Here is a 21180-nt window from a genome sequence, read left to right on the forward strand (position 1 = left end):
AGTCTTTTTTCAACCAGTCTAATTCATTTTTTGGTGTAGATAATCGAATAAATGATCATCAATTAAAGCGTGGAACTCTTGAAAATCTTTGACGGACATATGCGCCAGTAACGGTGGCTCTAAGTAATTTTTGATTTGCCGATAGGTCTTTTTTTGTACGTCTTTGTTTTCTAAGTAGAAAATCATCTTTTTAGAGTAAGCATCAGCAATAAAAACTGGATAGTTGAAAATATACAATAAAATGGCGTCAGCTGTTTCATTGCCAATGCCTTTAATCTTTAAAAGCTGCTGACGCAATTTAGCTTGCGGAAATTCATCGGCTACGGTTTGAAAATTGAACTGATAAGGTTGTAAGAAACGAAACGCCGCTTGAATGGTGTGGGCTTTAGCGTTGTAAAAGCCACTGGGTTTAATTAAAATTTTCAGCTGTTCTAAGGATAAATTACATAATAATTGGGGCTCAAAGTTAGTCTGGCTACGTAAATTACATAGCGATTTTTCAACGTTTTTCCAATTAGTATTTTGCACCAAAATAGCACCGATTAGAGTTTCGTAATCGGATTTTGATGGCCACCAAAATTGGGGTCCAAATAATTGATACATATCTAAGTATACTTGGTAATAGTCGATGGGTATCACCTCTAACTCTTGGCTTCATCATAAGATAAGGGTCAGCTTCTGACAAGTTGAAGTGAATAGTATCAAAAAAGTCAGTACTGTTATTGACTAATTTTATGAATTATACTACTGGCACAGATCAAAACGAAGCTAGGGAGGCCAATTATAAATATGACTGAATACAAGTTTTTACAACCATATCATTTTAAAAATAAAGCTGTGCAATTAAAAAATCGCATTGTGATTCCGCCTATGACAGAACAAATGTCCTTTGAAGATGGAACGGTCACGAGTGATGAAATTGCTTATTATGCTCAGCATACAGGTGGCGCGGGTTTATTTATTACAGCCACAGCAAACGTCAATGCTTTAGGCAAAGGCTTTGAAGGTGAATTGAGTATTGCTGATGACAAGTTTATTCCTGGTTTAAGTCGTTTAGCAGCTGCGATGAAGCAAAATGGTACTAAAGCTGTCATTCAAATTTTTAGTGCAGGACGCATGTCCAATAACAAAATTTTGCGGGGAGAACAACCAGTCAGTGCCAGTGCTGTAGCGGCAGAACGTCCAGATGCTCAAGTGCCCCGTGAATTAACGCCTGCTGAGATTGAACAAACCATTAAGGACTTTGGCTTAGCTACAAAAAGAGCGATTCAAGCTGGCTTTGATGGCGTGGAAGTCCACGGCGCTAACACCTTTTTATTACAACAATTTTTCTCTCCGCATTCTAATCGGCGCACAGATGCTTGGGGCGGATCATTAGAAAAGCGAATGAAATTCCCATTAGCCGTTGTGCAAGAGGTTGCTCAGGTAATTGAACAATATGCGCCGAAGTCCTTTTTGCTCGGTTATCGGTTGTCACCGGAAGAGTTAGAAAATCCGGGGATCACTTTAGATGATACGTTGCAATTAATTGATGAATTAAAGCAATATCCAATTGACTATCTACATGTTTCGCAAGGCGATGTTTGGAAAACACCAAGTCGTGATCCAAAATCGACGGTCATTGTTAATGAAGCTATACAGAAACGAGTTGCTGGGGCGATGCCCTTAATTGTGGTTGGTGGCATCAAAACACCGCAACAAGCTCAAACAGCCAGTGCAGAATTTGACCTGGTAGCAATGGGGCACGAGTCCATTTGGGAACCTAAATGGGTGCAAAAAGTGCAAAGCAATGAGGAACAGGCGATTAGATACCGGCTAGTGCAAGCTGACATGGAAGATTTGGGCATCAAACCGAGCTTTTTAGAGCAAATTGCCGAAACCATGGGCGGTTACGACCAAGTTTTTGCAAAAGATAATAATTAAATTTTGTTGGATTAGTTGGTTGAAAAGAAGTGAAGCTGATGAATTCTGAAAGTAAGTATCAAGTGCAATTGGGGATTTCACCAATTAGCTGGCGGAATGAAGATGACCCTAAAATTGGGCAAAAGACAGATTACCGGCAAATCCTAGATGAAGTTGCTTTAGCAGGTTATCAAGGAACCGAAGGAGCGGGTTATTTTCCCAGTGCACAACAAGTGAAAGCACAAGCAGATCTTAGAACCATCAAAATTGCGGGTCAGTGGTTTAGCAGTTTTATCTTGCGAGACGGCATCACACAAGCCTGTCTTGATTTTGAACGGCATTGTCAAAAATTAGCTACTATGCAAGCTCATTTTACAGTCTTATCAGAACAAACTAATTCCATTCAACGCCGAACAGACCAGAATATTTTTACTGATAAACCGATCTTTACTGATGATCAATGGCGACAATTGTGTGCAGGATTAAATGAGTTTGGCAAAATAGCGCAAAAATACGATGTCCAAATTGCCTATCATCATCACTTAGGAACTGGTGTCCAAACCATAGCGGAAGTATCCCGCTTGATGGATCATACTGATCCTCATTTAGTCGGACTATTGCTAGATACAGGGCATGCTTTTGTTTCAGATGGTTCCTATCAGCCACTTTTAGAGCAATATGCTGCCCGGATCGTGTATCTGCATCTAAAGGATGTCCATGTAAAGCAGCTGAAGAAGTTTCAACAAACCGGTTCGGCCTTCGGCAAGACGATTTTAAATGATACTTTTACGGTTCCCGGACAAGGGAATTTGGACTTTCAACCAGTGTTTGATTTTATTCAGCAGGGTTATCATGGCTGGGTCATGGTAGACGCGGAACTAAATCCAGCCCACGTCGATTCACTAGCTTTAGCAATTAAAGCGCACGATTTCTTGAAAGCAAGGTTAACCGAACTAGATTAATTCAGACTTAAAGCAGGATATTCTTCACCAAACTTAGTAATTTCACTCAAAAGTGGTTTGAGTTCTTGTCCCGTTTTGGAAAGAGAATATTGAGTTTTGGGCGGATTAGTTTGAAAATCGGTGCGCACAATGAGCTGGTCTGCCACTAATTCCTTTAAAGTTTGGGTCAATGTATGCGCGGTGATGCCGTATAAAGAACGCTGCAATTCGTTAAAACCGTAGCTTTTTTCGGCTAAGTGATTCAGGATTAAAACTTTCCACTTACCACCAATTAAAGATAAAGTTTGCGCTGTGGCACAATTGCATTTTAGTAACTGTTCGTAGGTTTTTTTCATGAGTGAAACGACCTTTCTTGGAGTACGAAATAATAATTCATTATAACAATTGGAGATTGAAAATGACTAATAAATACGCTTTAAATGATCAAGTAGTTTTAGTAACTGGTGGTGGCAGTGGTATTGGCCGCGCCATTGCGCAAGGATTTTTAGATAATGGTGCTAAAGTGGCTGTTTTAGGTCGGCGCCAAAAGGTACTGGAAGAAACTGTTCAAGGTTATGATGCTGCTAAAACTTTAGTAATTGTTGGCGATATTTCTCAGCCGGATACAGCACAAATGGCGGTAACCAAAACGATTTCCCAGTTTGGTCAGTTAGATGTTGTGGTCAGTGATGCGGCCGCCTTTGCTGCCGATGAAATTGCTAATTTAACACAAGCTGACTGGGAAAAAGTTCGAGCAACTAATATTGATGGCTTTTTCTATTTGGCGAAAGCTTCCTATTCAGCTTTAAAAGCAACCAAAGGAACATTAATTGCGGTATCATCAGTGTCTGGCAGCAATGGTGATTGGCAACAATCCATTTACAATGCCAGCAAACATGCCGTGAATGGCTTTGTCAAATCATTAGCGTTAGATTGGGGTAAAGATGGTATTCGAGTGAATGCGGTGGCGCCAGCCTTTACACTGACAGATATGACGAAGGGGATGGCACAATCTGATGAACAATTAAAACCATTTATTAATCGGATTGCTTTACAACGTCCAGGTCGGCCAGCGGATATTGCCCCCGCAGTCTTGTTCTTAGCATCCAGTGATGCTGCTTACATTACGGGCACAATTTTAACTGTTGACGGCGGCACGACCGCTTCTACGGGGCAACCTCATCTTGAGTAAGATTTTAGTGGTAAATCCAAGCTGCTGAAGCTAGAATAAATATAATTTTTCGTCAAATTCGACGAACAGTTTTTTTAGAATCAAGCGCTGAATAAATAAAAGTTGGAGAACAAGAATCTGAGACTAATGCTTGTATTAACAAGCATTGCTGCGGTCACAGTCTGATTGTTACTCCAACTTTTTTATTTTGAAAGTTATTATTCAATTAATGTAGTGAATCTGTTAGAGAGTAGGTAATAATAAACTGATTGTTTAAACTCGGTCTTTGTACACCATTTTGCCAACTAACACCAAAGCCGGTACTAGCAGGATAATTCCATTGATATTGCTCGCTCGTATTTGCAGTTAAATTTTTACTAGATTGAATCACAGTGTTTTGATTCATAATACTTTGCTGGTTAAATAAGATTGCAACATTTGAACCTTTAGTTTGGCGTGCACTGGCATTTAATTGCCAGTCATTGTTAGGAGTAGGACGATTGTCTTGAATTTCAAATTCTTGTGGCCCTACTAAGGGCGCAGACCCCGCGCGATAATCATAAATGTGATTGAGTGATAAAGAACGAGGATATTTAGATAAGACGACTTTCCAGCTCGGCTGCCAAATATAGGTTTGAACTTGCCCTAATGCCCGTTGTTCAATTTGAGCATTAGTCAAAAGAGCACCACTAGGTTGATAAATGTTAGTGTCACTTGATTTAACTTCTTGCCAATTGTTAGTCAAACTTTGATAGTTATTATTTTCTGGAAAAGCGGTATTATTGCCAGGAGCTGTTGGCAAGTTAGCAGCAAGCGTTAATTTAGTTTGCTTGCCTAAAGTGATTTTCCATAAATTAGTTAAACCAGCCAAGCAATTAGTATCATTAGTCGTTTTAGTAGTGTCCAAATTAGTTAGGTCCAATTGTTTCAGACTAGTATCCTGATAAAAAAGATGGTCAATTGAGGCGTTATCAATCGATAAATCATTGAGATTAGAAACGGTTTGTAAATTTTTACAATTGGCCAGTAAGCCACTGGCGTTACTGAAAGTCACTTTCCCCGTGTTTACAGTCGCGTTAACGCTCGCGCTTTTGATTTGGTCAACGTAAGGCTGCCACGGCCAAGTCCCTAATGGTGAGTTTTGAGTATCAGTGGTCGTTGCTTGTGGTTGATGGACGCTATTATTGCCATCATTAAATAAAACTAAGTTGCCCGTGGTTAATGACAATCCCCACCAGCCTGATTGCCAGACGTAAGTTTTCACAGTTGTGGGATTATTTGTACCTGGGTAAAGTTTGATTAAATCATTATTACTATATAAAGGACCATTGGCCTGATAGTCGTCGACACCAGTCCCTAATTCTTGCCAACTATCGGACGTCGAAAGATGTTGGGGATTGGCTTCAGTTGGATCAGTACTAAAGGCCTTACCATTTCCAGGGGCAGCTCGTAAACCGCAACTGGTTCCTAATTTCAAATACGGACTGAGTGTTAATTTACACAGATTAGTCGTTCCTGTAAACATATTGGCTTGCGCCGTACTGGATTTCATGTTTAATTTGCCGATATCAAGTTGGACTAATTGAGAATCATTATAAAAAAGATTATCAAAAAATTTATTTTGACTGCCGATTAAATTGGCGCAAGCAATGGTTTGTAAGCTTGAACAGTTGGAAAACATACTGCCAAGGTTCGTAGCTTGATCCAGGTTCCAAGTACTGATGTTGATGTCTTTTAGTGCATTACAATGATCAAAAAGACCATTGGCAGCTCCGACTTTATCAGTCTGCCATTGTTCAAGTCCTGAGATACTAGTTAGATGAGTACACCCTTGAAACATTTTAGCTAAATTAATAGTTTTAATATTGCTAGTGCCGATTTGAGCGCCGATTTGCCAACGACTCAAGTCGAGGGTTGTTAGTGCTTGACAACTGTTAAACAGGTTAGATAAATCTGCAGCATTGGTAACATTTAGTTGTTCAATATTTTGAATAGTTGTTAAAGCGCTGTCCCCGCTAAACATTCCCGAAATATCGGTAAAATTATTGCTAGCAAAGTTAGTTCCTAGGTTAATCGTCGTTAAGTTAGTGCAATTTTGAAACATATTACTAGTCTTGAGACCATTGGCGCTTTTTGACCAGGAGCTTAAATCTAATTGCGTGAGATCTGTACAGCCTTTAAACATATTCGTCGTGGTATTAGCGGCAGATAAATCTAAGGCAGCAATTTGTTTATTCATTTGCGTTGAATCTAAACTTTGGCAACCGTTAAATAAACTACTAAAGACCACAACATAATGAGTGTTGAGTTGGTCTAAACCATTAATCTTGGTCAAATTACTCATTCCCCAAAATAAGCAACCCAGATCATCATTGGGCGGGGTAAATTTTTGACTACTGGTATTTTGAAAAGTCACAGTTTTGATTTGGGACAAGTTGCCGTTTAAAGCATAATACCACGGATAATATTTGTAATTTTCAGAATCTGTGTAAGTCGGCTGAAATTTGGTACTGTCTTGCTTTAAGGCATCTAGGTTAATGGTTAAAGTGCCGGTGGTTGCAGTAAAATTCCACCAAGAGGTATCGACGGCGTTACCATTAGGTGGAGTCAAACTAGCTAGTGGTTCACTATCTTTGATCAGTGGATTTTGAATTTGCGTCGGAAGTAAATTAATACTTTTCGATTGCAGAACGTTAGTTGGCGGCAAATTAACAGCCGCTTGGGTTAGATGGCTAGTAAATAGGCAGATAAAACCAATTAAGAAAGCAATCGTGCAGTAAGAATTTTTTATAATCAGCCAATTTCGTTTGGCAATCATTCTAGCATCTCCCTGAACCAACTTTGTGAATTACCTAGTTAATAATTGTAATTTTACTCTATTTTTGTGAGATTGTAATAATTATTCTAATAGTTTTACTGAAAATATTTTATTTGACTTTTGATAAATTTGAGGTGATTGTTCATGGACGCGGATTCATTTTGAAAAAGCTTCCCCTGACATGGCATAATAGATTTGATAACTTTCAAAAGTAAGGATGGAAAAATGCATGAGTAAACCAATTTATGTTCAAATTGCCCAAACGATCAAGCACAACATTACTCACCATCACTATGCTAATCTCAAATTGCCGGATGAACGCAGCCTAAGTGAAAATTTTGCTGTGAGCCGCAGTTCAATTAAGCGGGCGATCCAACTATTAGCTGATCAAGGTATCATCTTTAAAAAACAAGGTTCAGGCAATTTTATTAATCCGTTATTTTTAAAAAATAAAACTGCACTAGATTATACGGGTGACAATGTTGGTTTAACAACAGCCATGGTTAAGAATGGACAAACTCAGCAAATTCAAGTTTTAGGTTTAGATGTGCAAAAGCCGCCTTTGGAAATCCAACAGAATTTATTTTTAAATGACGACGATTTTGTTTATGTATTTCAGCGGCTCCGCAAGCTGGATGAAATTCCAATTTTAATTGAGACGAGTTATTTACCAGTCCGCTTGTTGCCTAATCTCTCACAAAAAGTTTTGGAAAATTCTTTGTTTAATTACTTAGAAGAACAAAAAGGAGAGGTGATTAATCGGGCGTATTTAGATATGGCTGCCGAACCGTCTTCACCGACGGATCAAAAATTATTGCAGTTAAAACCGACTGAACCAGTGGGCATTATGGCGGGGATTTTCTTTCGTGATGACGGTATTCCGTTTGAATATTCGAGCATGCGTTTGCACTATAAGTACTGGAATTTTGCCACCTTCGTTAATTTAAATAAATAATTGGGTCGTACCATTTTTTAAAATGGTTGACAAAAGTTTGTGCAAGGTTTATAAATATCATGTAAGGGCTCTTAGTGAAGTAGATTTTGCAGTGCTGATTGTCACAATATTTGCAACCGAATTATTTTTAGGAGGAAGAGCAATGACAGATTACAGTAGTCCAGAATATTTTGATTTGATGACCAAATATTTTGATGCGGCTAATTATATTTCAATTGGTCAATTATATTTAAAGGATAATCCGTTATTAAAGCGGGAACTCAAAGCTGATGATGTAAAGGTTCATCCAATTGGACATTGGGGGACAATTGCAGGGCAGAACTTTATTTATACTCATTTGAATCGTGTGATCAATAAATATGATTTAAACATGTTCTACATTGAAGGACCTGGTCACGGTGGACAGGTCATGGTCTCTAATTCTTATTTAGATGGCAGTTATAGTGAGATTTATCCAGAAATCACTGCCGACGAAGCCGGTATGCAAAAATTATTTAAACAATTTTCGTTCCCCGGTGGTGTGGCTTCACATGCTGCTCCGGAAACTCCCGGTTCCATGCATGAAGGAGGCGAATTAGGCTATTCAATCTCTCATGGTGTTGGTGCTATTTTAGACAATCCCGACGTCATTGCTGCGGCGGTAATCGGTGATGGTGAAGCAGAAACTGGTCCACTAGCCACTTCTTGGTTCTCTAATGTCTTTATTAATCCTGTGACGGATGGTGCTGTTTTACCGATCTTAAACTTAAATGGTTTTAAGATTTCAAATCCAACTATTCTGTCTCGAAAAACTGATGAAGAACTAAAGCAATACTTTACCGGTATGGGCTGGGATCCAATTTTTGTGGAAGGCGACGATGTAGCAAAAATGAATCCCGAAATGGCTGCTGCGATGGATCAAGCCATTGAAAAAATTCATTCCATTCAACAAGAAGCTCGTCAAAATGCAGCTGCAGATGCCAAAATGGCTCATTGGCCAGTAATTATTTTCCGGGCACCCAAGGGCTGGACTGGTCCGAAATCTTGGGATAATGAACCAATTGAAGGCTCATTTAGAGCACATCAAATTCCAATTCCAGTTGATGCTAACCACATGGAACATGCTGATGCCTTAGTATCTTGGTTGAAATCTTATCATCCTGAAGAATTATTCGATGAAAATGGTACTTTAAAGCCAGAAATCAAAGCTTTGACACCTAAAGGTAACCAACGGATGTCAATGAATCCTATTACTAATGGTGGTTTAGATCCAAAACCATTAAAGTTGCCTAATCCTGATGATTATGAATTCAAATTTGACCAACCGGGCACCGTCATTGGTCAAGATATGGTGGAATTAGGTAATTATTTACGTGATATTATTAAACTTAACCCAACCACTTTTAGAATTTTTGGACCGGATGAAACCATGTCCAATCGCTTGATGCACATTTTTGAAACTAGTGAGCGCCAATGGTTGGAACCCATTAAAAAGCCGAATGATCAATTTGAAGCTCCAGCTGGGCGAATTTTGGATGCACAATTGTCTGAACACCAAGCTGAAGGCTGGTTGGAAGGTTATACTTTAACTGGTCGTCACGGAATTTTCTCAAGTTACGAAGCCTTCTTACGGGTAGTTGACTCAATGTTGACGCAACACTTCAAGTGGATTCGTAAGGCCAACGAATTACCTTGGCGGAAGAAGTACCCAGCTTTGAATGTTATTTCAACTTCGACTTCTTTCCAACAAGACCATAATGGTTATACACACCAAGATCCGGGTATTCTAACTCATTTGGCTGAAAAGAAACCGGAATATATTCGGGAGTATTTACCAGCCGATGCGAATACTTTAATTGCAGTTGCTGCACATTCTTTGAATGAACAAGAAGTAATTAATTTAATCATTGCTTCTAAGCAACCACGGCCACAATTCTACTCCATGGCAGAAGCTAAGGAGATTGTGGAACAAGGTGTGAAAGTCATTGATTGGGCCACTAATGATCACGGTCAACAACCAGATATTGTCTTTGCAGCGGCGGGCACAGAACCTAACATGGAATCTTTAGCAGCGATTGATTTATTGCATGCTGCTTTCCCAGAAATGAAGATTCGCTTTGTTAGTGTAGTTGACTTATTGAAGTTGCAAGTACCAAGCAAGAATCCGCGCGGCTTGAGTCAAGAACAATTTGATGCCATCTTTACCAAGAAGGCACCGATCATCTTTGCTTTCCATGGTTTTGAAGATTTATTACGGGATATCTTCTACGAACGGAATAATCATAATATGTATGCGCATGGTTATCGGGAAAATGGTGATATTACGACACCATTTGATATGCGGGTCGTTAATGAACTGGATCGCTTCCACTTAGCCCAACATGCAGCTAACTTGGTTTATGGTGATCAAGCCCAAGACTTTAGTCACCAAATGGATGCTAAGTTACAAAAGCATCATGATTATATTCGGGAAAATGGTGCAGATTTACCTGAAGTTGATAATTGGCAATTCAAAGGCTTTGCAGATTAATTAAATATGTAAATAGCATTATAAAAATCCTTAGGCTCAGTGGGCTTAAGGATTTTTTGGTTTGATGATTGATAAATTATTTACAGTTCGGGAGAAATCAAAACTTTGACCTGTGATTTATCCGTAGTTAATGATTTAATTCCGTCAACAGTTTGTTCTAACGGAATTTTCTTTGTAATTAATTTCTGGAAAAGCTCTTGATGGTTATTAATGATGTTAATTACTGTGGGAAAACAGTTTTCATAGCCTAGGGTGGTATGGATATTGTGACCGTTCATGATGGCATCATTGATATCCAAAGTAATGGATTGACCAAATAAAGCGTCCACTTGAATTAAGCCAGTAGAAGCAGTTACTTGATTAGCAGTATCGAATGTCGCTTGCACTCCAGCACATTCAAAGGCAATATCGACGCCAGCTGGTAAATCAGCATGGATTTTTGCGACCACATCATCGCTAGTAGGATTTAAAGTGTTCGTAATTCCCAGTTCTTGAGCTTTAGCTAGACGTTGTGTGGAGACATCAGAAATATAAACTTTGGTGGCTCCAGCAATTTTGGCAAGTAGTGCCGTGCATAATCCAATGGGACCAGCGCCCATGACCGCAACTGTTTGGCCGGCAATTAAACCACTACGTTTGATGCCTTCATAGGCGACAGAAGTCGGTTCCGCTAAAGCTCCTAAGTCAAATCCCATTTCATCCGGGATAGGATGAACAAATTGGGCTTTAACGTTGGCATATTCTGCCATGCCGCCATCATCTGAAACGCCAATGAAATTACCGCTACCATCAGGGCCAACGGCATTGAGGCAATAATTGTATTGCCCCTTCAGACAATTGGGACAATGACCACAGGCTAAAATAGGCTCAATTGCCACACGGTCATTGAGCGCAATATTTTGCACATTTTTGCCAAGCTTAACTACTTGTCCCGAAAATTCATGTCCTTGAATAATCGGAACAGTTTTGCCAGATAAAGGATTCGGTTCATAAGGTAAAGCAAAACCATCGGCATACATGTGCACATCGCTGCCACAAATTCCAATGAACTTGACTTTGACTTGTACCTGATCATCTTGGGGTTCGGGGAGTTCTACATCTTCAATCCGGATATCCTGTTTCCCATAAATGCGCGCTGCTTTCATAATAACTACTCCTTTCTTTAATAACGACAACTATATTTTAAATGACTAGTGAAAGCGGCGTCAACAACTAATTAACTTTTTCACAATAAATCAGTTATTTAACATTCCACTGATTTTATGAATGCTATGGTAATAATGAATCTATACGACAAAAAAGCTCCTAAACTTAGCATTTGTTAGCCAATTTTAGGAGCTTGAATCATTGCTTAATTGCTTGTTAATCTAAATAAATTTTACGTAAATCTTGTAAATCGCCATCACTGACATTTAGTTCAGTTTGAATAAAGTTTAACCAACTGCCAGCGGTTTTTTTGATTTCAGCATCCGCAATGCGCAGATAATCAGGACTAACAGTTAGTAAGGCTTTGGCGGAAATTAATTGTTTGGGATTTAAGCCTTGGGCCTGCAAATCGGCCAATTGTTGGTCAATATAAGCTTTAGACGCCACATTAGTAAACAGATAGTCTTTGATGATAATGTCAGCATCAACATTTAAAGCGGATAAAAGTAGGGCTGCACCAATCCCGGTTCGATCTTTGCCAGCAGTACAATGGAACAATAAAGTTTCATCGGCTTGATCATTAGCTAATAATTGTTCAAAGAAAATGCGATAGGCTTTTTTGGCACTGTCCAGATTGATGATATCCTGATAAGTATCTAACATGTTAGCGTGGCCGTTTTCAGGAATATCCGATAAAGCCTCTTTTTCCAAGGCGCTTTTATCTTCTTCATCAGCATTAAATTTAGAGGCTTGGGTTAAATCTACTTTGAAAACCGGGTCAAATAAATATTTAGCCTGTGCGGGAACATGATCGGGGACTTTAGCTTGTTCATCGGCAGACCGAAAGTCAATATCAAACCGGACGCCATAATCGTCGAGATAGTCTAAATCTCGCTGATTCAAACTGCCTAAGCTACCAGACCGAATTAATTTATGTGACTTTAAATGGTGACCATCTTTCGTGGGATAGCCGCCTAATTCACGAAAATTATTTCCAGATGAAATATCTAATAATTGTTTTTGATCCATAATGTACCTCCGTAGACTTTTACTTAATTTTATCAAAGATATGGTTCAATAGGCGAGTCATTTTAATTTTTCATTCACGAAATTCCAAGTAAATTGTCTGAAAAATGATAGTATTATGTTATAATTAAATTAATAAAATTATTTATAATTTTAGGACTAGAAACTTCGCCAAGATAGAACTGCAATTGTCTTTGACGAGAAGGGGTGGCAAACCTTATGCAAGAATATCAAAGAATTTTAGTCCCTGTGGATGGTTCTAAGGAATCAGAAACGGCACTTAAAAAAGCAACACAAGTCGCAATTAGAAATCATGCCACGGTTGATGTTTTGAACGTCTTGGATACGCGGCAGTTTGTTGGGGCGTATGGCGGCATGTTAACTAGTGATATCATCTATCAAATTACGGAAGATTCACAGAATTATTTAGCGCAATTAAAAGAGCAAATGGTTGCTGATGGCTTGGATGCTGATAAAATTCAAATTCATATTCGCTTTGGCGATCCGAAAGTAATTATTGCCGCAGATTTCTTTAAGGATTACGATGATGATCTCATTATCTTGGGTTCCACGGGACTGAATGCGGTAGAGCGACTATTGGTCGGTTCAGTTTCTTCATATGTGATTCGCAATGCTGCGACAGATGTGATTGTAGTGCGGACAGAATTGGATAATAAAACCGTACCTGCCAAAAATAAATAATTAATTAAATGATTGTACAAAAAAATCCTTCAAAATTTTTGAAGGATTTTTTGATTATTACTAATTTTTCGGAGTAACGGTAATCAATGGGTTACCATCAGCTTCTGTGTCATCGGTAAATTGGAAATCATAATTGTCCGTATTAGTCACAATCATCATTACCGTATTGTCATAACCGGCTGCTTTGATTGCTTCGTAATCGAATTCAATTAAAGGTGTTCCCGCTTCAACGTGTTGATCTTTTTCAACCAATAATTTGAAGTGTTCACCGTTCAAGTTAACTGTGTCAATTCCTAAGTGCAATAGCACTTCAACACCATCATCACCGGTGATGCCGACAGCGTGTCCAGTTGGATAAGCAACACTAATGGTTCCAGAGATTGGTGACGTTACAACTTTAGCAGTAGGTACAATGGCGATTCCTTTACCCATTGCCTCAGAGGCAAAAACTTGATCACTAACACTAGTAATTGGAATAACAGTACCGGCAACTGGGGCAATTAATTCTGTTTCAGTGCCGTTATTAGTTGTAGCAGTGGAAATATTTTCAGTAGAAGCAGTAGTTGTTTCGGTAGTAGCTGCTGCTGGAGCAACATCTTTGTTGACACCACCCCAGAGATAAGTGAAGATGGCAGCTAAGACGAAGGCCAAAGCATCACCCACACAAGATAAAGCGAAACCTTTACTGATGAAGGTTGGCAAACTCAAGATGCTGGCTAAACCAACGGTATTGGCATGCACACCGGAAAAGGCGACAATGGCCCCACCAATTCCACCAGCAACGACAGCACAGTAAAATGGTTTCTTCATTTTTAAGGTAATACCATAAACGGTTGGTTCAGTAATACCGAAGATTGCGGTAATGGTGTTCGAACCAGCTAAACCTTTCATCTTGTCATCTTTAGTCTTTAAAAAGACTCCTAAAGCAGCACCAGCTTGCGATAAAACAGCTGGTAATAAGATTGGCATTAATGGATCATAGCCCCATTTTGATAAGTCGTTCATCATAACAGGAACAAACGCCCAATGCACACCAAAAATAACAAAGACTTCCCAGAAAGCACCGAGGACTAATCCAGAGAGAATCCGGACATGTTGGTACAAAGCTAAAACAATACCAGCTAAGAAACCACTGATGGCGTTACTGATTGGTCCTACAATTAAGAAGGTTAATGGAACCAAAATCATTAACATACATAATGGCGTTAAAATGTTACGCACTGACTCATGCCAAAACTTGTTAAATAAAGGTTCTAACCATTTTTGAACGACTACCACTAACAAGATAGGAATAACCGTACTTGTATAAGTAGCTTTAGAAACTGGAATGGAGAAGAAGTCTAAGCCTTTCATGTTAACCATGGTTGGATAAACCAAAGCCATCCCAATGGCAACGGTCACATATTGGTTAACTTTCATTTGCTTAGCAGCAGTAAACGCTAAAATAACTGGTAAGAAATAGAAGATTCCATCAGCCGCGGCATACCAAATTTGATAAGCACCAGTCTTGGGTGTCATCCAGTGTAAGACGACAAATAAAGATAATAAGCCCTTTAAAATACCGGCACCAGCCATGGCACCTAAAAACGGTGTGAAAGCACCAGAAATAAAGGAAACAAAAGCATCAAACATGCCCTTAGCAGTTAACTTTTTCTTACCTTCACTGGCCGCTGGTGTAGCAGGTGCATCATCACCTTCACCCAAGCGGGGGTCGATACCAACTAAAGCATCGTATACGCTACCAACATTGTTACCAATAACAACTTGATATTGTCCTCCGGCTTGCACGACAGTAATCACACCATCAAGGCTTTCAATTTTATCTTTCTGAGCTTTACTTTCATCCTTTAAAGTAAAGCGTAAACGCGTGGCACAATGCCAAGCAGCGTTGACGTTTTCATCACCGCCAACGAGCTGAAGGATTTGTCCCGCTAAATCCTTTTCGTTCAATGTAATCCCTCCATTATTAGAGTAATGCTATCAATATTTGATTGATAACGTTTTTAACCTAAAAGTTAATTCTATACTAAAGAAAAAAAATTAACAATATCAATTAAAGTAAAATTAAGATAAATTTTCTGTAATTAGGAAATATTGGTTAAAAATAAAAGCATTATTGCTCATAAAAGCGATTATTACAATTAAATTTCGCAAAAAATAGTAATAAATTAAGTGCTGTTAAAACACTAATTTGTAAATATGTACATTTAAAATCATACTTTTTACATTTTTTTCATAGCTTAAATTGGTTTTTGGCACAGATTAATCTAGCATTTTTTCCAAGAAGTAAAAACGTGAGTCTAACTATGTCCAAAAACTAAAGGTAAAAGCAACTTTTGCTGTGCTTAGCTTTTAAGCGCTGGAGTTGCAGTATAGTTGCTGGTATCTCATAGGCGAAACAGTTATAATTTAATAATAAAAGCCTGTGGCTTGCGGGAGGAAAACTATGGAAACACAAACGATTAGTCAATTAGCCGATTGGTTAGAAGAACACAGCGCGCAAATTGTTGCACAGACTGAAACTTTAGATGTGCAAAAGATCTATGAACTGTTAGATGGTTTGGCCATTTTACGCCAGCCTGTGCAAAATTATTTAACTATGACCGAAGAACAATATTACCAAAATGAATCCGATCATCGCTTAACTTTGCAACATGAACAACAAACTTTAGCCCAACTGCAAGATCGGATTTTAGTTAATCATGTTGATGGCAGTTTTGTGAACAATGAAATTAATTTTGACTATAATCACGAAAATCCTTACCAAACAGGCAGTTATAATGCTCAAAGTGATCTACATCTGATTGAATATGCGTTAGAAGTTATCGGGGCAGTCGCCAGCAATACACTAATGAGTGATTTGCGGAATAATTTATCGCCAGATGCTGTACTATCAATTGCTTTGGCGGCTAATCAAATTGAGCAATGGCAAAAGTAAAAAAATTTTATTTAAAAGGTTGCAATTTGTGATTGACCTATGTACCATGTTCTGGTGTTTCAATTTTGGGAGGGATAGATAATGCCAGTCACATATTTACGGAAAGTTCACGCTGATGAAATTGAATTAGTGGTCGAAATTATTGAAGAAGCGAAAGGTGTCCTTCGCGGTCGGGGTGTCGACTTGTGGCAAGATGGTTACCCTGATCAAGCTATTTTACAAGATGATATTGACCGAGGTATCGCTTACTTTTTAATTAAAGATGATCAAATTGCCGGTGTTGCCGCCTTGGAGGATCAGGGTGAGAGTAATTATGATCAAATTTATGATGGTCAATGGAGTCCGGATTCGCACAAAAATTATGCCATTATTCATCGCGTAGCGATTTGTCAGGGACATCAAGGCGAAGGTCTATCATCAATTTTTATTCAGCACCTATTAACAATTGCCGCTTCGTTGAATTTTAGTGATGTCCGTATTGATACGCACTTCGATAACTTGGCCATGCGCCATGTGATTGAAAAAAATGGTTTTACCCAATGCGGGACGATTGATAATGTAATGCATAAACCATGTGTTGCCTATCAGCGGTTTATTTAATTGAATTCAGTCTGACTATGAGATTTCTAAACTCTGACTTTGCTATGAAAAAGTTAGAATTCAGAAATCTTATTTTTTTCTTTTAAATAAATTGCAGTTGAGTAATAACAAATTTTGGCGTTCATGGTGTGCCCGACTATAATAAGCCTTAGAGAGACTTATTTTTAATTGAGGGGGAGTTTGGCAATGTCAAAATCAAAAATTATCAGTAGTTTCTTATTAATTAGTAGTGTTTGGGGCGTATTCATGGCACAGAAGGGCGAGACAGTCCACGCAAAAGATTATAATTATAAAGTGGTTACTACGACCAGCGGGCCATATACTAATTTATACGATAATCAAGGGCAATTGATTAAACAGCGCTTTGTGCCGGTTAATACTGATTGGCGTGTCGGCAAAATTAAAACGATGAGTAATCTGTTCTATTATCAAATTGCGGGTAACGAATGGGTCAAGAGTAGTGATGTTTGGGCTAATTTTGAACCAACATCGGGTCGCTTGAAACAGCGTTTGGTCGGAACGATTAAAAACCCGATTAGTGCGACTTATTATGCTGATGGTCAACAAGGCATCAATGATGGGGTCGATCTGGCTTATCAATCAACATGGAAAATTGGCAAAGTACTTCAGAATGCCCAAGGCCATTTGTTTTATCAAGTCGCGCCCAACTTGTATGTGCGTGATGATGATTTAGCGGTGAATGGCACGCCAGATCATATTGTGCAACAGCCTGATTTTGGAATTAACGGACATCCGGCGCAAAACATGGGATTGATTGGAACTATCAAAAATTCCACAACGAAAATTTATAATGCGCAAGGTTATTTGTACATGGGCGATGGCGTTGATTTTGCTAAGCAGTCGACGTGGAAAATTGGTAAAGTGATTAAAAATAACCAAGGACAACTATTTTATCAAGTAGCCCCTAATATGTATGTGGGTGATGATGATATGATGTTAAATCAACCACCTAAAAAAAATATTCAGCAAGCGGATTTTGGTTTAAAGCAGCAACCTGCGATTAATGTTAAAGATAGTACCACTAAGACTGATGCTTAAATTGTCAGGCCGCAGGTTCTTGAGCAAATGAGTAAGCGTTCTTTGCCGCAGTATGTTGATTTAGCGCTCCAAAAGCAGCAGTTTGCGTCTAGCTACGAATAGTCCTCAAGTTTAAAGTGCAAAACTTAAGTACTGATTCTTGACTATGCTCAGCTGCTAAGCGCTTTTGTCGCAGTAAAGTTTAAAATTTGGTTGTAATTTGAAATTTAGTGCTATATTTGACGGCTGATTTGGTACAATGTGGTTGTACTTGATCATTGATTATTCCATTGAATAGCTGAGATCAGTTTCGGAAACTCAAAATTAATTAATTCAAACTTAGTAATAAAGGAATGTGAGAGATTATCGATAATCAGAGTGAAGTGAATTTTACACCAGTTATTTTAGGCAGTGATATTAATGCTTACGGTTTTGCGCGGTCGTTTTATGAACTAACGCATCAACCAGTGCAAGCCTATGCCCAAGAAGCTTTGGCACCCACCAAGTATTCAAAAATTATTAATGTCAATTTATATGACGGTTTTACTGAGGATCCAGCATTTATTGAAAACATGCGCCAAATTGCCAAAAAGTATGCTGAACATACAGAACCCGTTATATTATTGGCGATGGGTGACGGTTATGCGGAATTGATTTCTAAGCATAAAGAAGAATTATCACAAACTTTTGTTTGTCCTTATGTCGACTATGACTTGTTACGCAAATTAAATAATAAAGAATCATTTTATCAGATTTGTGAACAATACCATTTGCCACATCCACAAACAAAAATAATTACCAAACAAATGTATCAACAACAGGACTTGACGGTACCGTTTGATTATCCAGTAGCGTTAAAACCAGCTAATAGTGTTGAGTGGTTGGATATTCATTTTGAAGGGCGCAAAAAAGCATTTACTATTCAAGATGAAGCGGAATTTCTGGATATTGTTGCCAAAATTTATGATAATGGTTATGAATCCGACTTGATTTTGCAGGAATTTATTCCGGGAGATGATTCACATATGCGGGTCTTAAACGCCTATGTTGACCAACATCATCATGTCAAGTTAATGTGCTTAGGCCATCCGTTATTGGAAGATCCGACACCGGCGGCAATTGGTAATTATGTGGCAATTTTACCGGAATACAATCAAAAGTTGTACGATGTTTTGCAACGCTTCTTGGAAGAAATTGAATTTACCGGTTTCGCTAATTTTGATATGAAATTCGATGATCGTGATCAGGAATTTAAGCTGTTTGAAATTAATTTACGCCAAGGACGTAGTAGCTTTTATGTTACTTTAAATGGTTATAATTTGGCTCAATTTGTGGTTGATGATTATGTCAAACAAACCTTGGATGAACAGCCAACCGTTTACGGTAATAAGAATAAAGCACAGCATCAACTATGGCTGGGAGTTCCGACGGCTGTCTTTAAAAAGTATGCTTTGGAAAATCAATATAAAGAAATTGCTCTCGAATTATTGCGACAAGATCGGTATGGCACAACTGTTTTCTATAAAGGTGACTTCGGAATTAAACGTTTAGTGTTGTTAAGTTACATGTTTTATCGCTATCGAGGACGATTCAAACGTTACTTTGAAGAAAATAAGGGCCAAAACTTTAAATAATTTTAGTGGAGGTTAGGAATTTGGATTCAGAATTGAAGAATTACCAAGTAACAGAAAAGCGGTTTAAGAAGATTTTAGTAGGCATTGATGTGGACGATTTTACTTCATCTGATCATGCATTTAATGCTGCTTGTACCATGGCGAGAGATTTGGATGCACAACTAGGAATTGTTGCTGTTTTAGAAACGCAAGATGTGAATGTTTTTGACAGCATGTCACCAGAAAAAATGGATGATAAGCGCTTGAACTTGTCACATGACTTGTTAGAATATCTGAAAAAAGCTGATAATTTTGGTGTGAAAGAAGCTAAGCCTATCTTAGCCGAAGGTGATCCCGATAAAGTTATTTTGGATGAAGTTGTGGCTGATTTTCAGCCAGACTTAATTGTGCTAGGTTCTGAAGCCAAAACCTTGTTAGGCAAGACTGTCGGCAATGAAGCCAAAGGAATTATGGAAAAATCACCTGTTAGTGTGTTAATAGTGCGTGACTAATTTTTAAAATAATGATGAGGTACTTCTTCAGTGAAGTGGGAACAATTAATTAAGTAATGCTTATGTAATTCTAAACAGAATTTGAGTATTAGTTTTATTGTTCCGACATTTACTTGAGAAGTACTTTTTTTGTATCATCAAAAAAAGCTGGGATAAATATTAGTAGTTTGCATCTACTACTGATATTTGTTCCAGCTTTATGTTCAAAATATGATTAAATTTCTGCTTTGCCTTCACGTTGCATAAGTTTTTTAACTTCTGCTTTCACGTCGGCTTCTTGGTATAAAACGTGATAAATAGCTTCGGTGATTGGCATTTCGATTTGTTCTTGTTGCGCTAATTCATAAGCAGACTGGCAAGTTTTGACTCCTTCAACGACCATGCCCATATTATCAATCACGTCTTGTAATTTTTGGCCTTGGCCTAATTGTTTACCAGCTCGCCAATTCCGAGAATGAACACTGGTACAAGTGACCACTAAATCACCCACGCCCGATAAACCGGTAAAGGTTAACGGGTTGGCGCCGAGCTTAACTCCGAGACGCGAAATCTCCGCTAAGCCACGGGTCATTAAAGCCGCCTTGGCATTATCGCCATAACCGAGTCCAACGAGGGCCCCGGTTCCTAAGGCAATGACATTTTTTAAAGCGGCGCCTAATTCCACACCAATTACGTCTGAATTAGTATAAACACGAAAATAGTCGTTCATAAAAATCTGTTGGACTGTTTGGGCTGCGGCCAAATCAGCACAGGCTGCAGTAATTAAGGTGATGTCTTTTTTAGCAACTTCTTCAGCGTGACTTGGACCGGATAAAGCAACGATAGCTTGATAAAGATTGGTCGGTAACACAGCCTGTAAGATTTCTGAAATTCGTAAATGAGTTTGTTGTTCTAATCCCTTACTAGCATGCACAATAATCGGTGGTTGTGGCAAAGTTTGTAAAATAGGTTGAATTTGTTGGGCCACACTACGAATGGCAGGAGTCGGTACTGCAAATAAGACTATTTGTGCGCCTGTTAAAGCAGTTGTAAAGTCAGTGGTGGCAATTAACTCTTGCGGATAGTGATAATTTTGAATATAGTGCTCGTTGGTATGTTGTGTGTTTAACTCGTGAACTTGTTGGGCACTGCGTGTCCATAAATGAACATCATGACCGTTTTGAACTAGTACACTGGCTAGGATACTGCCCCAAGATCCAGCTCCTAAAACCGCAATTTTGCTTTTCATAACTTCACCCTTATCTTAATAATTTATCAATTCCATTATACTCTGGAATGAATTAGTTGTATTGAAAAATTCAGTAACTTG

At 38.6% G+C, this 21180-nt stretch carries 18 protein-coding genes; 11 read left to right on the forward strand and 7 right to left on the reverse strand.

Going from position 1 to position 21180, the window contains the following annotated elements; genetic code table 11:
* Window positions 1-18 precede the first annotated feature (18 nt).
* Window positions 19-639, reverse strand: a complete 621-nt coding sequence (locus tag AC3B5B_RS04595; protein ID WP_489769430.1) for an endonuclease III domain-containing protein — start codon at window positions 637-639, stop codon at window positions 19-21.
* 150 nt (window positions 640-789) lie between these two features.
* Between AC3B5B_RS04595 and AC3B5B_RS04600 the strand changes: the two genes are divergently transcribed.
* Window positions 790-1923, forward strand: a complete 1134-nt coding sequence (locus tag AC3B5B_RS04600) for an NADH-dependent flavin oxidoreductase (RefSeq protein ID WP_489769431.1) — start codon at window positions 790-792, stop codon at window positions 1921-1923.
* A gap of 38 nt (window positions 1924-1961) precedes the next feature.
* Window positions 1962-2864: a myo-inosose-2 dehydratase gene (gene iolE, locus AC3B5B_RS04605; RefSeq protein ID WP_489769432.1), complete on the forward strand. Its 903-nt coding sequence runs from the start codon at window positions 1962-1964 to the stop codon at window positions 2862-2864.
* On the opposite strand, the gene AC3B5B_RS04610 is transcribed toward iolE, so the two are convergent.
* The gene (locus AC3B5B_RS04610) at window positions 2861-3199 is read right to left on the reverse strand and encodes a winged helix-turn-helix transcriptional regulator (protein WP_489756767.1); all 339 of its coding nucleotides are present in this window, start codon (window positions 3197-3199) and stop codon (window positions 2861-2863) included. The two genes, iolE and AC3B5B_RS04610, sit on opposite strands and share 4 nt — an antisense overlap.
* A 62-nt stretch (window positions 3200-3261) precedes the next feature.
* On the opposite strand from AC3B5B_RS04610, the gene budC reads away from it, so the two are divergent.
* Window positions 3262-4035, forward strand: coding sequence for a meso-2,3-butanediol dehydrogenase (budC, locus tag AC3B5B_RS04615; protein WP_489756766.1), 774 nt, complete (start codon window positions 3262-3264; stop codon window positions 4033-4035).
* A 205-nt stretch (window positions 4036-4240) separates the two neighbouring features.
* Here budC and AC3B5B_RS04620 read toward each other — a convergent pair whose 3' ends face one another.
* Window positions 4241-6832 carry a BspA family leucine-rich repeat surface protein gene (locus tag AC3B5B_RS04620; RefSeq protein WP_489769433.1) on the reverse strand — a complete coding sequence of 864 codons (2592 nt, stop codon included), beginning with the start codon at window positions 6830-6832 and terminating at the stop codon, window positions 4241-4243.
* A gap of 229 nt (window positions 6833-7061) precedes the next feature.
* Between AC3B5B_RS04620 and AC3B5B_RS04625 the strand changes: the two genes are divergently transcribed.
* Window positions 7062-7787, forward strand: coding sequence for a GntR family transcriptional regulator (locus AC3B5B_RS04625; protein ID WP_489769434.1), 726 nt, complete (start codon window positions 7062-7064; stop codon window positions 7785-7787).
* 142 nt (window positions 7788-7929) lie between these two features.
* Window positions 7930-10296 carry a phosphoketolase family protein gene (locus AC3B5B_RS04630; protein ID WP_489769435.1) on the forward strand — a complete coding sequence of 789 codons (2367 nt, stop codon included), beginning with the start codon at window positions 7930-7932 and terminating at the stop codon, window positions 10294-10296.
* Between the two features lie 80 nt (window positions 10297-10376).
* On the opposite strand, the gene AC3B5B_RS04635 is transcribed toward AC3B5B_RS04630, so the two are convergent.
* Together AC3B5B_RS04635 and AC3B5B_RS04640 are read right to left on the reverse strand one after the other, a co-directional pair.
* Complete coding sequence (locus AC3B5B_RS04635; RefSeq protein ID WP_489756762.1) at window positions 10377-11441, reverse strand: alcohol dehydrogenase catalytic domain-containing protein; 1065 nt, start codon at window positions 11439-11441, stop codon at window positions 10377-10379.
* A gap of 217 nt (window positions 11442-11658) precedes the next feature.
* The gene (locus AC3B5B_RS04640) at window positions 11659-12471 is read right to left on the reverse strand and encodes a tyrosine-protein phosphatase (RefSeq protein ID WP_489756761.1); all 813 of its coding nucleotides are present in this window, start codon (window positions 12469-12471) and stop codon (window positions 11659-11661) included.
* Window positions 12472-12687: 216 nt separating this feature from the next.
* Between AC3B5B_RS04640 and AC3B5B_RS04645 the strand changes: the two genes are divergently transcribed.
* Complete coding sequence (locus AC3B5B_RS04645) at window positions 12688-13170, forward strand: universal stress protein (RefSeq protein WP_489756760.1); 483 nt, start codon at window positions 12688-12690, stop codon at window positions 13168-13170.
* A 60-nt stretch (window positions 13171-13230) separates the two neighbouring features.
* Here the strand turns inward: AC3B5B_RS04645 and AC3B5B_RS04650 are convergent, their stop codons facing one another.
* Window positions 13231-15120 (reverse strand): beta-glucoside-specific PTS transporter subunit IIABC, encoded by a 1890-nt coding sequence (locus AC3B5B_RS04650; protein WP_489756759.1) that lies wholly within the window; start codon window positions 15118-15120, stop codon window positions 13231-13233.
* A gap of 496 nt (window positions 15121-15616) precedes the next feature.
* Between AC3B5B_RS04650 and AC3B5B_RS04655 the strand changes: the two genes are divergently transcribed.
* The 5 genes from AC3B5B_RS04655 to AC3B5B_RS04675 all read left to right on the forward strand — a co-directional run bounded on the left by AC3B5B_RS04655 (window position 15617) and on the right by AC3B5B_RS04675 (window position 19871).
* Entirely contained in the window at window positions 15617-16108 is a 492-nt protein-coding gene (locus AC3B5B_RS04655; protein WP_489756758.1) for a hypothetical protein, read from the forward strand.
* Window positions 16109-16189: 81 nt separating this feature from the next.
* Complete coding sequence (locus AC3B5B_RS04660) at window positions 16190-16708, forward strand: GNAT family N-acetyltransferase (protein WP_489756757.1); 519 nt, start codon at window positions 16190-16192, stop codon at window positions 16706-16708.
* Window positions 16709-16894: 186 nt separating this feature from the next.
* A complete protein-coding gene (locus AC3B5B_RS04665) occupies window positions 16895-17767 on the forward strand; it encodes a hypothetical protein (RefSeq protein ID WP_489769436.1) in 873 nt (290 codons plus the stop codon).
* A 362-nt stretch (window positions 17768-18129) separates the two neighbouring features.
* Complete coding sequence (locus AC3B5B_RS04670; RefSeq protein WP_489769437.1) at window positions 18130-19380, forward strand: carboxylate--amine ligase; 1251 nt, start codon at window positions 18130-18132, stop codon at window positions 19378-19380.
* Between the two features lie 20 nt (window positions 19381-19400).
* Window positions 19401-19871, forward strand: a complete 471-nt coding sequence (locus AC3B5B_RS04675) for a universal stress protein (protein WP_489756754.1) — start codon at window positions 19401-19403, stop codon at window positions 19869-19871.
* Between the two features lie 214 nt (window positions 19872-20085).
* On the opposite strand, the gene AC3B5B_RS04680 is transcribed toward AC3B5B_RS04675, so the two are convergent.
* Window positions 20086-21099, reverse strand: coding sequence for an NAD(P)H-dependent glycerol-3-phosphate dehydrogenase (locus AC3B5B_RS04680; RefSeq protein ID WP_489769438.1), 1014 nt, complete (start codon window positions 21097-21099; stop codon window positions 20086-20088).
* Window positions 21100-21180: the final 81 nt, after the last annotated feature.

This window comes from Bombilactobacillus sp. ESL1187 (assembly GCF_058107155.1).